Source organism: Piscicoccus intestinalis NBRC 104926 (genome assembly GCF_001515525.1).
Taxonomy (GTDB): Bacteria; Actinomycetota; Actinomycetes; order Actinomycetales; family Dermatophilaceae; genus Kineosphaera; species Kineosphaera intestinalis.
The window spans coordinates 1-11862 of the sequence record NZ_BCNQ01000140.1; the positions used below are offsets into that span (position 1 = coordinate 1).

General features: G+C 73.3%; 11 protein-coding genes and 1 pseudogene. 9 read left to right on the top strand and 3 right to left on the bottom strand.

Annotated elements, in window-relative coordinates:
- From PINTE_RS17380 to PINTE_RS17410, 6 genes are all read left to right on the top strand, one after another.
- A partial coding sequence (locus PINTE_RS17380; RefSeq protein ID WP_157087332.1) for a helix-turn-helix transcriptional regulator occupies positions 1–568 on the top strand: 568 nt, incomplete at its 5' end.
- A 180-nt stretch (positions 569–748) separates the two neighbouring features.
- Positions 749–1498: a GAF and ANTAR domain-containing protein gene (locus PINTE_RS17385; RefSeq protein ID WP_169798563.1), complete on the top strand. Its 750-nt coding sequence runs from the start codon at positions 749–751 to the stop codon at positions 1496–1498.
- Between the two features lie 202 nt (positions 1499–1700).
- On the top strand, positions 1701–3008 hold the full coding sequence (locus PINTE_RS17390; RefSeq protein ID WP_068433288.1) for a glycosyltransferase: 1308 nt from the start codon (positions 1701–1703) through the stop codon (positions 3006–3008).
- A 155-nt stretch (positions 3009–3163) separates the two neighbouring features.
- Positions 3164–3655, top strand: coding sequence for an NAD-dependent epimerase/dehydratase family protein (locus PINTE_RS17395; protein ID WP_068433290.1), 492 nt, complete (start codon positions 3164–3166; stop codon positions 3653–3655).
- A 230-nt stretch (positions 3656–3885) separates the two neighbouring features.
- Positions 3886–4095 (top strand): hypothetical protein, encoded by a 210-nt coding sequence (locus tag PINTE_RS17405; RefSeq protein ID WP_068433295.1) that lies wholly within the window; start codon positions 3886–3888, stop codon positions 4093–4095.
- 27 nt (positions 4096–4122) lie between these two features.
- Complete coding sequence (locus PINTE_RS17410) at positions 4123–4533, top strand: nitroreductase/quinone reductase family protein (RefSeq protein WP_068433297.1); 411 nt, start codon at positions 4123–4125, stop codon at positions 4531–4533.
- A gap of 183 nt (positions 4534–4716) precedes the next feature.
- On the opposite strand, the gene lon is transcribed toward PINTE_RS17410, so the two are convergent.
- Positions 4717–7134: an endopeptidase La gene (gene lon, locus PINTE_RS17415; RefSeq protein WP_068433299.1), complete on the bottom strand. Its 2418-nt coding sequence runs from the start codon at positions 7132–7134 to the stop codon at positions 4717–4719.
- A 257-nt stretch (positions 7135–7391) separates the two neighbouring features.
- Between lon and PINTE_RS17420 the strand changes: the two genes are divergently transcribed.
- Complete coding sequence (locus tag PINTE_RS17420; RefSeq protein ID WP_068433301.1) at positions 7392–7667, top strand: hypothetical protein; 276 nt, start codon at positions 7392–7394, stop codon at positions 7665–7667.
- A gap of 22 nt (positions 7668–7689) precedes the next feature.
- Here PINTE_RS17420 and PINTE_RS17425 read toward each other — a convergent pair whose 3' ends face one another.
- On the bottom strand, positions 7690–8163 hold the full coding sequence (locus tag PINTE_RS17425) for a DUF1648 domain-containing protein (protein ID WP_068433303.1): 474 nt from the start codon (positions 8161–8163) through the stop codon (positions 7690–7692).
- Positions 8164–8261: 98 nt separating this feature from the next.
- Here PINTE_RS17425 and PINTE_RS17430 point away from each other — a divergent pair, with 98 nt between their 5' ends.
- Positions 8262–8618: a hypothetical protein gene (locus PINTE_RS17430; protein WP_068433305.1), complete on the top strand. Its 357-nt coding sequence runs from the start codon at positions 8262–8264 to the stop codon at positions 8616–8618.
- Between the two features lie 84 nt (positions 8619–8702).
- On the opposite strand, the pseudogene PINTE_RS17435 reads toward PINTE_RS17430, so the two are convergent.
- Positions 8703–9781: pseudogene (locus tag PINTE_RS17435) on the bottom strand (2,3-butanediol dehydrogenase).
- Positions 9782–10162: 381 nt separating this feature from the next.
- Here PINTE_RS17435 and PINTE_RS24815 point away from each other — a divergent pair.
- The gene (locus PINTE_RS24815) at positions 10163–11743 is read left to right on the top strand and encodes a serine/threonine-protein kinase (protein ID WP_068433313.1); all 1581 of its coding nucleotides are present in this window, start codon (positions 10163–10165) and stop codon (positions 11741–11743) included.
- Positions 11744–11862 lie beyond the last annotated feature (119 nt).

Consider the following 11862-nt stretch of genomic DNA (forward strand, 5'->3'; position numbering starts at 1 on the left):
GGCGGCCGTGCGCCCGGCGAGCCTGCTGCCCGTCTCCGCCGCCGCGGCCCGTCGCTGGACGAGCACGCTGCGGTTCGTGCGCCGAACGGTACGCAGCGACCCGGACTCGATGGACAACCCGCTCGTGGCCGGTCAGACCGCCCGGATGCTGGCCGCCGTGGCCGCGGACACCTTCGGGGTCGCGCCGCTCGTCGCGACCGGGGAGAAGTGCACCGACCCGCGGCCGCGCACCCTGCGGCGCGCGATCGCCTTCATCGAGGCGCACCCGGACCGGGACCTCACGGTCTCCGACATCGCGGACGCCGCCTGCGCGACCCCCCGCGCGGTGCAGCTGGCCTTCCGCCGGCACCTCGACACCACGCCGATGAGCCACCTGCGCCGCGCGCGCCTCGACCACGCCCACCGGCAACTGCGCGCCGCCGACCCGCGGCGCACCACGGTGCGGGAGGTGGCGCTGCGCTGGGGGTTCGCCGACGGGAGCCGGTTCGCGGCCAGCTACCGCGCCGAGTTCGGGGAGAGCCCCAGCCAGACGCTGCGGCAGGGCGAACGTGCGCACCCGAGCCGATGACGGCAGCTGCGATGACATGGTCGCCGACCGGGCCGCCCGTCGGCGACCCGCCGCGCGCCCCGCGACCGTGTGACAGGATCGTCACACGCGGTCCGACGGCCCCACCGACACGGACGCCCCGGACCGCGAACAATCGTCATATCCATGCCTGGCGGGGCACACGTTCAGCAGGTGATCATCGTGTCGAAGAGTCCAGAATCGCCCCCGGACCCGCCGGTCGACGGCGCCGACCTCCAGGTCCTCGTCCTGCTGCGCGACCTCACCGACGGTCTCACCAGCGGCCTCGGGCCCGTCGACGTCGCCAACCTCCTGCTGGAGGGCTGCCTGCGCCACACCGCCTGCCACCACGCCGGCATCATGCTCGCCGATCCGGCTGGACGGCTGCACGTGCTCGCCTCCTCCTCGGAGGGCGCCCGCAACCTCGAGTTGCTCGAGCTGCAGGCCCACGAGGGTCCGTGCCTCGACGCCTACCGGCTCGGTCGCCGCGTGTCGTCGGGCGACCTGAGCGCCGACGCGCACCGCTGGCCGCATTTCGCGGTCGCGGCCGTCGAGGCGGGCATGCACGAGGTGCACTCCATCCCGATGCGCCTGGGCGATCGCACGATCGGCGCGCTGAACATCTTCATGGGTCACGGGCGCAGCCTCGCCGAGACCGATCTGCCGTTCTGCGAGATCCTCGCCGGGGCCGCGACGCTCGGCATCGTCACCCGCGACCGCCTCACCGCCAGCGCCGAACTCACCGGCCAGTTGCAGGCCGCCCTCGATTCGCGCACCCTCATCGAGCAGGCCAAGGGTGTCGTCGCCGCCCGCACCGGCTTCGACATGGGCCGCTCGTTCGAACTGCTCCGGGCGCAGGCGCGGCACGAGCGACGCCCGCTGCGCGAAGTGGCACAGGAGACTGTGCAGCAGGCGCGCGCGCTGTCCACCTGAGGCCGACGCAACCGGCGGAATGTGCTTATTGCGCAATCGGCCTGAGCGTGCCAAGGTGATCCCACTGCCCCGGCCCCCGGCACCGCGCGAACGGTGTGTCTGGAGTGGCGGGCAAGGTCTCGATCGGCGGCGGCAGCGCCGCCTGCGTCGATGACCGACCTCTCGCGTTCGACACCGGTCGACGTCGCGAAGAGGTATCCCCATGGACATCGCCCTGATCGGTGACCCCGCCACCCCCGCACCATCCGTCGCCGGGCCGCACCCCGACGACCTTGCCCTGCACGGCGCCGAACTCGCCCGCGCGTTGGGGCACCTCGGCCACCGGGTCACGGTGTTCGTCCGCCGTGACGACCTGCGCACGCCGACGGTGCTCACGCGGCCTCCGGGCGTGTGCATCGTGCCCGTCGACGCCGGTCCGTCGGCGCCGGTCCCGCCCGGGGAGCTCTCGCCGTATCTGCCCGAGTTCGGGCGGCAGGTGGGCCTGCGCTGGCTCAGCGAGGGCCGGCCCGACGTCGTGCACGCGATCGGCTGGAGGTCGGGCGTCGTCGCCGCCCACGCCACGCGGATCGTGCCGGCTCCGCGCGTCCAGACCTTCGCCGGGCTCGCCGTCACCGCGCCCCGCCACGGCGCCGGGCCCGTCTCGAGCCAGCGTCTCGACGCCGAGCGTGCGCTGGCTCGCGACGCGGACGCGATCGTGGCGACCAGTCGGTCCGAACGGGCCGAGCTGTGGGCGCTGGGAGCCGATCCGGAGCGCATCGACGTCGTGCCCTGGGGCGTCGATCTGCACACCTTCGCGATGGAGGAGCCGACCGAGACGCCCGGGCGACCGCGCATCGTCGCCGTCACCCGGCCCGCCTGCGGCCTCGGTCGCGGTCTCGGTCTCGACGTCGTGCTGCGGGCGCTGCCGATGCTGCCGGGAGCCGAGTTCGTGGTGGCCGGCGGCCCACCGGCCGACCGTCTGGACGACGACCCCGAGGCGCGCCGGCTCCACCGCCTCGCCGCCGACCTCGGCGTGCAGGGCCGGTTCGAGCTGCGTGGCCCCCTGCGCCGGGCCGAGCTGGCGGCGCTGCTGGGATCGGCCGACGTCGTCGCCTGCACGCCCGACCACGAGCCGGTCGGCCTCGCGGCCCTGCAGGCCATGGCCTGCGGACGCCCCGTCGTCGCCAGCGCCGTCGGCGGCCTGCTCGACACCGTGCGCCACGGGGTCACCGGCTATCACGTGCCGCCCGGCGACCCGCGCGCCACGGCCCGCGCGCTCGGGGCGCTCCTGACCGACGTGCGCACGGCCGCCGCGTTCTCCGCCGCCGGCCGCGAACTCGTCGAGCGACGCCACGGCTGGGCGAGCGTCGCCGCCGCCACCCTGCAGACGTACCGGCTTGCCGCCGACGGGCATTCGGCCGCTCGAGCCCGGTCGGGGGATGTCGACGAGTGGCTCGAGCATCACCTCGACACGCTCCGGGACGGGGCGTCTGCCGATGCGAGGGCAGCGCGCTCAAATCAACCGATTTAGGAGGATTTACGCATTGTCCGCTCTCGGCCGCCGTGTCAGGCTGGACGGGTGCCCCGACCCACGGCACGCACCCGATCCGTCGCGACCCCCGACGCCACCCACCATCCATCTCATCCATCCGAGGCAGGCACCCGTGCACCTCAGGAGTTGGTGACATGAAGAGCACGCGCCCGCGGTTCCGCCGTGCGGTCGTGACCGGCGGAGCCGGATCGGTGGGCAGCCACGTCTGCACCCGCCTGCGGCGCAGCGGCATCGCGGTCGTCAGCGTCGACCACCCGGCCACCGACTGCCCGAGCAACCTCGCCCATCTGGCCGACGACGCCGGGTTCATGACCGTGCACCACGAGCTGACGGGGCCGCTGCAGGTCCCCGGACCGGTCGACCTGGTGCTGCACCTGGCCTCCCCGGCCCTGCGCCACCACGAGGCGACCCTCGGCGGGGGCTCCGAGCGCGGCGCCGACGGCCCCGACTGCGCCGACACAGCCGCCGCGCGGGCGAGGCTGGAAGGCCCCGAGGGCACCCGCGCGACCCTGGAGTTGGCCATCGAGAAGGGCGCCCGCTTCGTCATCGCCACGCCGGCGACGCAGACGTCGGAGGCCGAGTTGCAGGGCGGCGAAGCCGCGACCACGGCGTTCCGGCACGTGTAGGGCCTGGGCGTGGCCATCGCCCGGGTCTTCGACACCTACGGGCCGCGGCCGGGACCGGGCGATCGCGGCACGGTGTCGACGCTGCTGCGGCAGGCCCTCGCCGGCCAGCCGTCATCGCCGGAGACGGCTCGCAGCCCTGGTCGGCGTGCCACGCCGACGACATCGCGCGCGGCCTCATCGCGCTGGCCGCGAGCGCCGAGAGCGGACCGGTCGACCTCGGCCACCCCGACATGCCCACGCTCGACGAGCTGGCGCGACACGTCGTCGCCACCTCGCGCTCGCACTCCCCCATCGTCTTCGACGGCGAGGAAGCCTGCACACCGCGCTATCCCGATGCCGACGCGACCCGTGAGCTGCTCGTCTGGTACCCGCAGATCTCGTGGCCCGAGGGCTTGCGGCTGACCATCGAGAGGATGCGCACCGCGCTGCGTCCCGCGTAACATCGCCGACTGTCAAGGAGGCCGACGATGGACGAAGCGGTGCGCTCGACCCTGCGGCTCGCGCCGGACGCGTCCGGCGCGCAGCGGACCATCGACATCACGACGTACGGAGCCCGCTCGGGCGACCCACGCCGGATCGAGATCTGGTTCCACTACGTCGAGGGGCGCTGGTACCTCACCGGCAGCCCGGGACGCCGCGACTGGTACGCCAACCTGCGGGCCGACCCGCGGCTCATCGTCCACCTCAAGCGGGGAGTGCGCGCCGACCTGCCCGCGACCGCCCGGCCGATCACCGACCCCGCGGAGCGCCGCGCCGTCTTCGAGCCGATCCTGGCCTGGCTGCGCTCGATCAACCCTAGTTCGCCGCAGTCGTATCGCCTGCAGGACTGGCTGGACCGCAGCCCGCTGGCGGAGATCACCTTCGACGACCCGGTCTGAGCTGTCTGAGGGACTGTCTGAGGGGCTGCGGCCGCAGCGAAGACGAAAGTGGCATACACACTCGCCTCACCGAGCCGATCGCGGTTGCATCGACGCTGGTCGGCGGGCTGCGGCGCGATGGCGCCGCGGAGTATGTATGCCACTTTCGTCTCGGACCCGGATCAGGCCGGGCCGCCGGGTCGCTCAGGCCGCGTCGTACGCCTCCTGGGCGCCCGGTGAGCCCTCTGAGCCCGGCGTTCCGGCCGCGGCCGGCTCGAGGGCCTGGGCGACGAGGTCGGCGACGTCACCCATCGGCAGCACCCGCAGCGCGTCGAGCACCTCGGCCGGCACGTCGTCGAGGTCGGCCTCGTTGCGGGCCGGGATGAACACCGTGGTCAGCCCGGCGCGCTGGGCGGCGAGCAGCTTCTGCTTGACGCCTCCGATCGGCAGCACCCGGCCGCCGAGGGTCACCTCGCCGGTCATCCCGACGTCGGAACGCACCGGGCGACCGGTGGCCAGCGACGTCAGCGCCGTCACCATCGTCACGCCCGCCGACGGGCCGTCCTTGGGGATCGCGCCCGCGGGCACGTGCACGTGCACCCGGCCCCGCAAGGGCGAGTCGTCCTCGATGCCGAGCTCGCGCGCGTGGCCGAGCACGTACGAGAGGGCGATCTGCGCCGACTCCTTCATGACGTCACCGAGCTGACCCGTGAGGGTGAGCCGGGTGTCGCTGGCGACCACCGACGCCTCGCCCGAGCCGCCCGAGCCACTCGGGCCGCCGGATGCCCCCGGCACCGCGGTCGCCTCGATGTAGAGCACGTCGCCGCCCATGCCGGTGACGGCCAGGCCGGTCGCGACGCCGGGAACGCTGGTGCGCTCGTGGGCATCCGGGGTGAACCGGGGCCGGCCGACGTAGCCGCGCAGGTCGCCGACGTCGACGGTGACCGGCTCCTCGCCGTTCTCGCCGAGCTTGGTCGTCACCTTGCGCAGCACCTTGGCGACGAACCGCTCGAGCTGACGCACGCCCGGCTCGCGGGTGTAGTCGCTGCTCAGCTCGCGCAGCGCCGCGTCGGTGATGGTCACCTCGTCGGCGGTCAGCGCGGCCCGCTCCAGCTGGCGCGGCACGAGGAAGTCGCGGGCGATCGCGACCTTCTCCTCGCTGGTGTAACCGTCGAGGGAGACCAGCTCCATGCGGTCGAGCAGCGCCTGCGGGATGGACTCGACCACGTTGGCGGTGGCGAGGAACACGACGTCGGACAGGTCGAGATCCAGGTCGAGGTAGTGGTCGCGGAACGTGTGGTTCTGCGCCGGGTCGAGCACCTCGAGCAGCGCCGCCGCGGGGTCGCCGCGGAAGTCGGAGCCGACCTTGTCGATCTCGTCGAGCAGCACGACGGGGTTCATCGAGCCGGCCTCGCCGATCGCGCGCACGATCCGCCCGGGCAGCGCCCCGACGTAGGTGCGGCGGTGGCCGCGGATCTCGGCCTCGTCGCGCACGCCACCGAGGGCGACGCGCACGAACTTTCGACCGAGCGCGCGGGCCACGGACTCCCCGAGCGAGGTCTTGCCGACGCCGGGCGGGCCGACGAGGGCGAGCACGGCGCCGGAGCCGCGGCCGCCGACGACCTCCATGCCCCGCTGGGCGCGGCGGGCGCGCACGGCGAGGTACTCGACGATGCGGTCCTTGACGTCGTCGAGCCCGTGGTGGTCGGCGTCGAGGATCGCCCGGGCCCCGGGGATGTCGACGGAGTCGGTGGTGCGGGTGTGCCACGGCAGCTCGAGCACGGTGTCGAGCCACGTGCGGATGTAGCCCGCCTCCGGGTTGTTCTCGCTGGAGCGTTCGAGCTTGTCGACCTCGCGCACGGCGGCCTCGCGGACCTTGTCGGGCAGGTCTGCGGCCTCGACGCGGGCGCGGTAGTCGTCGGAGCCCTCGGGCTCGCCCTCGCCGAGCTCCTTGCGGATCGCGGCGAGCTGCTGGCGCAGCAGGTACTCGCGCTGGGTCTTGTCGACGCCCGCGCGCACCTCCTCGGCGATCTTGTCGCTGACCTCGGACTCGGCGATGTGGTCGCGGGTCCACCCGATGACGAGCCGGAGCCGGGCCGCGGTGTCGGGGGTCTCGAGCAGCTCGCGCTTGCGGGCGTTGGAGACGTAGCTGGCGTACCCGGCGAGGTCGGCCAGCGCCGAGGGCTCGGTCACGCGGTTGACCGACTCGATGACCTGCCAGGCGTTGCGGCGCTGCAGGTCGGCGAGCAGGAGCCCGCGGTACTCGGCCGCCAGCGAGGTGATCTCCTCGTCGACCGGGGTGGGTTCGAGCGGCTCGACCTCCATCCACAGCGCGGAGCCGGGCCCGCTGACGCCCTGTTCGAGGCGGGCGCGGGTGCGGCCGCGCAGCACGGCGGCGCGTTGGCCGTCGGGGGTGCGACCGCGCTGCACGACGTCGGCGACGACGGCGTACGCGGGGAGCCGGTCCTCTAGGCGCGGAGCGACCAGCACGGTGTCGTCGGAGCTCGCGGCGGCCGCGTCGATCGCGGCCTGAGCGGCGTCATCGAGCTCGATCGGCACCACCATGCCCGGCAGGACGACCTGGTCGTCCACGAGCAGCAGGGGAAGACGCGTCTGCGTCATGAGCAACCTCCAAAGTTGAGCTTGTCTGGCTCAACACACGTGCGTCGAGGTTTACTCCCGGGGGTGTCAGGTGGATCTGGGACGAGGTCGTTCGCGCCGCGGCCGACTCCGCTCTGCCGAACGGGCGCTATATCGCCCGTTCGGCAGAGCGCACCCGTGGGGCGGGCGGGCGGGAGGGCGTGACACGCTGGGGCGTGAACCGGCCCGCACCTTGTCCCCCTCAGGCCCTGAACGCGATTACCGAACGGAGCGCAGCGATGAGCGAGCAGGATCAGATCGACCCCCGCGAGAACCCCGAGTCCCAGGTGGCCGAGAGCACCGCGAGCCAGACCGGCACACGCTCCGGCCAGGGCGGCGTCGTCATGTCCGACGCGCCGACAGCCGAGGAGGGCGCCGACGGCGTCATCGGCGGCCGGGTGACCGGCACCGACTCCGGCGACGTGCTCGGTGGCCTGCGGATCTCCTCGCAGGACTCACAGGAGGCGGTCTCCGGCGACACCGGCCCCGAGCACCGCGGCGAGCGCCGCGACTGACGCAGCCCGGTCGCGCCCCGCGCTATCCGTCGGACGACCGGACGTAGCGAGAGCGCGCGTCGCGGTACACGAGCACGGCCGCGAGGATCGGGAGGCCGACGATCAGCACGACCGCCTCCCCCATGGCCTCGGCCAACCAGATCGACGCGACGAGCGTGGTCGTGCCGAGCCAGCTGAACAGGCCTGCGATGACGGCGACGTCGATGGTCCCCCGGATCGAGCGCGGGCGCGCGTAGGCCACCACGAGATTCCAAGCGAGAGCGATCAGGCTCATCGCCAACGGGAGGCCGACCGCCCAGGCCCGGGGCATCCACCCGTCGGCGCCGCCCGCGCCCCAATGGGTGACCATCACGTCGGGCAGCCGCGGCCACGTGGCCAGCGCGACGATCCCGCCGGTCGCGACGGCCGAGCCCGGGAACACCAGGAGACGCCGGCGCGCCGCGCGGGCGCCGACCGGTCGAGGGCCGGCGTTCGGCAGGTTGGTCGAGTCGATCACGAGGCACCTCCGTCCCGGTCATCTCAGCATGTTCCGGGTCCACCGCAGGGACCTGCCTTCGGCTGTCGCTCTCGGCGGCGAGCGCCCACACTTCGACCATGGCCAAGTACGACGTCAATGATGCCGCGGTGACCTTCGCGCGCGAGCTCATCGGCAAGAAGCGGTACGTGCTCGACAGCGATTGGGGCGACGTGCAGCCCGACGCGGCGGCGCAGAATGCCTACCTGGAGAAGCACTCGTTCGAGGAGTACGCGCGCTGGCACCTCGGGCTCACGGTGGGCGCCAACGACGGCACCAAGGCGCGCTACGCGTTCGTGGTCGGCGACTTCACGCGCGTGCACCGCTCCGGACTCATCGCCTGCGTGTACCGGGCCGCCGAGTGGCGACACAAGAAGGTCGAGGTCGCCGCGCACGAGTTGCTGCAGGAACTCGACCGCACCGCCGGCATCGAGTAGCGCAGCCGACTCCGCTCTGCCGAACGGGCGCCATATCGCCCGTTCGGCAGAGCGTCATCCGGATCTACAGCGGCGACCGGGTGCTCACTCGAGTCCCTTGCCCGAGGGCGAGACGAGGATCTTGACCGCGGTCTCGTTGCGGTTGATGAGGGTGTCGAAGCCCTCGTCGATGAGGCCGTCGAGGCCGATCTTGCCGGTGATGAACGGCGCGAGGTCGACCTTGCCCGACTCCACGAGTTCGATCGTCTCCGGGTGGGTGTTGCAGTAGGCGATCGTGCCGCGGATGTCGAGCTCCTTGAGCACGAGGTTCTGCATGTCGAACGTCGCGGGGTGTCCCCAGATGGAGACGACGACGAGCTTGCCGGTCGGACGCAGAGCGGCGACGAGGGTGTCGAAGACGACCTGCACGCTGGTGCACTCGAACGCGATGTCGGCGCCGTGCCCGTCGGTGAGCCGGTGCACCTCCGCCGCGACGTCGACCTCGCTCGGATCGAGGGCATAGTCGACGACCCGGCGTCCAGGGCCTTCTGCCGGCGCAGCTGCGACAGCTCACTGATCGCGACCGTGATGCCACGGGCCTTGAGCACGGCAGCGGTGAGGATCCCGATCGGGCCGGCGCCGCCGATGAGCGCGAAGTCGCCCTCCTTCGCGTCGGCGCGGTCCACGCCGTGCGCCCCGACGGACAGCGGTTCGATGAGCGCGGCCTGATCCAGCGGCACGTCGTCGCTGATCGGGTGCACCCAGCGACGCTTGACGCTGACCTTCTCCCCCAGCCCGCCGCCGCGACCGGCGAGACCGATGAAGTTCATGTCCTTCGACAGGTGGTAGTCGTGGGAGTTCTCGCTGGTGTCGACGTCGTCGGCGATGATGTACGGCTCGACGACCACGTGCTGGCCGACCTCGATGTCGTCGACGCCCTCGCCGACCTCGTAGACCACCCCGGAGAACTCGTGGCCGAGGGTGACGGGCGCGGCCTCCCCCGAGATCGGGTGCGGCTCGTCGGGGCCGGGGCAGAAGATCGGCCCGTCGAGGTACTCGTGCAGGTCGGTGCCGCAGATGCCGCACCACGCCACGTCGATGCCGACCTCACCGGCTCCGACGGTGGGTTCGGGGATGTCCTCGATGCGGATGTCGCGGTTGCCGTAGTAGCGGGCTGCCTTCATGACGGATCCTTCTCAGTGGTGTCGGGCCGGTGACGTGCGAACCATCGTGCTGACGAGAGGCCGTGCGGTCGTCCGCCGTCGCGGTGGGCGGGCGGCGACGAGCGCCCCTGAGCCGGAGCGGCTGAGCAACAACGTAGTGCCGAGGCCGCGCGCGACGGGGCGAGCCGGCGTGCGCAGTGCGAGCTGCCACCCGCTGCCACCCGCTGCCACCCGCTGCCACCGCAGCGTTACCGTGTCCGCACGGGGCGATCACGGGACCGATCGCCTGACGGGTCCGGCTCCTCCGAGGCGGTTTCACAACGAATGGTGATGTCCAACTAAGTGATTCATCAACCTGGGGGATACTGGCAGGAGCCGCAGCAAGCCGTCTCCGGGGGAACCATGACGTATGCAGACGAGCCCGTCACGGGCAGCGAGCCCGGCCCGGCTCCCGACGACGGCGGACGGCTGAGCACCGGGGACCATTCCGCCTGGCGGCCGCTGGGCAGCGCGTACCTCGTCGGCGAGGTCATCGGGCGCGGCGCCAGCGGACAGGTCGTCGACGGGCGCGACCGCGAGGGCCACCGGTTCGCGGTGAAGTTCCTTCATCCCGAGTACGCCGACGACCCGGAGACCGTGCGCCGGTTCGTGGGTGAGCGCGACGCCTTGCGGGCCATCGTGCATCCGCACGTCATCCCCGTCGTCGATCTCGTCGTCGAGGGCTCCACGCTCGCCATCGTCATGGAGCGCGCCACCGGCGGTGACCTGCGCAAACACCTGCGCGAGCGGGGCACGCTGGAGCCGGTGTACGTCGCCGGGTGGGGCGCCCAGATCGCCTCCGGCCTGGCCTGCGCCCACAAGCTCGGCGTCGTGCACCGCGACGTCAAGCCCGAGAACGTGCTGCTCGACGAGCAGACCGATCCGCCGAGCGCGCGGCTGTCCGACTTCGGCATCGCCGGGCTCGCGGGCGCGCTGGTGCCCGGCGACACCCTCGGCACTCCGCACTATCTCGCGCCGGAACTCGCCGACGGCCACGCCGCCACCCCGGCCGCGGACGTCTACGCGCTCGGCGCGACGCTGTACGAACTCGCCTGTGGCTACCCGCCGTTCGCGGCCGCCGGCGATCAGGAGTCGGTGCTGCGGGCGCTGACCACGCACACGCCCGGGCGACCGCCCGGGATTCCCGGTGGGCTGTGGGCGGTGATCGCCGACATGCTCGCTCGCGATCCGCGCGAGCGCCCCGATGCCGCCGCGGCGCAGCGAAATCTGGCGGCGCTGACCGGCCAGCTGGAGGGGCTGCCGGCCGCGGCCCGCGCCCCCACGCCGCCGACGCCGACCCCGATCGTCTCGGCCCCGCAGTGGGGCCCGTCGGATTCGCCGGCGCCCCGGTCGACGTCGCCCCGGTCGACGTCGGGCCGGTCGACGTCGGGCCGGGCAGTGTCGGGCCGGGGTTCGACGGGCCGGTCTTCAACGGCCCGGGGGCCGATGGGCCGGGGTTCTCGTCGGCGGAGCCCGGTTCTGGTCGGGCTCGGTGTCGCGGCGACGGCGCTCGTCGGGTGGGCCGCGCTCGGGTTGGGCGGCGGCGATGAGTCCGCCGCGCCGTCTCCCACTTCGTCACCATCGCCGAGCGTGAACGTCGATGCCCGGGCCGCGGCCGGCCGCGTCGGCTCCGGCGGGGTCGCGACGGCGGCGTCCGGGGTGACCCCGCGTCCGTACGCGCGCGAGGGCACGCTGATCGCCAACCTCGGCACGGGTGCGTATCCGATCGCGGTGCTGCCCCAGGGCGCGCAGGGCTCGGCCGGCTTCGCCCGGGCGATGCACCGGGCCTATGTGCGCAGCGGAGCCGACGGTCGCGCCGCCCGGCTCGTCGGGGTACGCGCCGCCGAGGGCGCCCGGGCTCACGACGTCACCTGCGCCGGCGGACCCGTCGTCGTGTGCACCGGCGGCGGCACCGAGGTGCGCCTCTACGGCGCCGCGCGCTGACGCGGACGTCGATCACGGCTCCGGCGGCGACGCTGCGGCTGGCCTCGCGTCAGTTCGCGCCCGAGGAGACCGGGGCGGGCGCGGCAGGCTCCGCGGGAGCCGGGTCGGCGGGCGCGTTC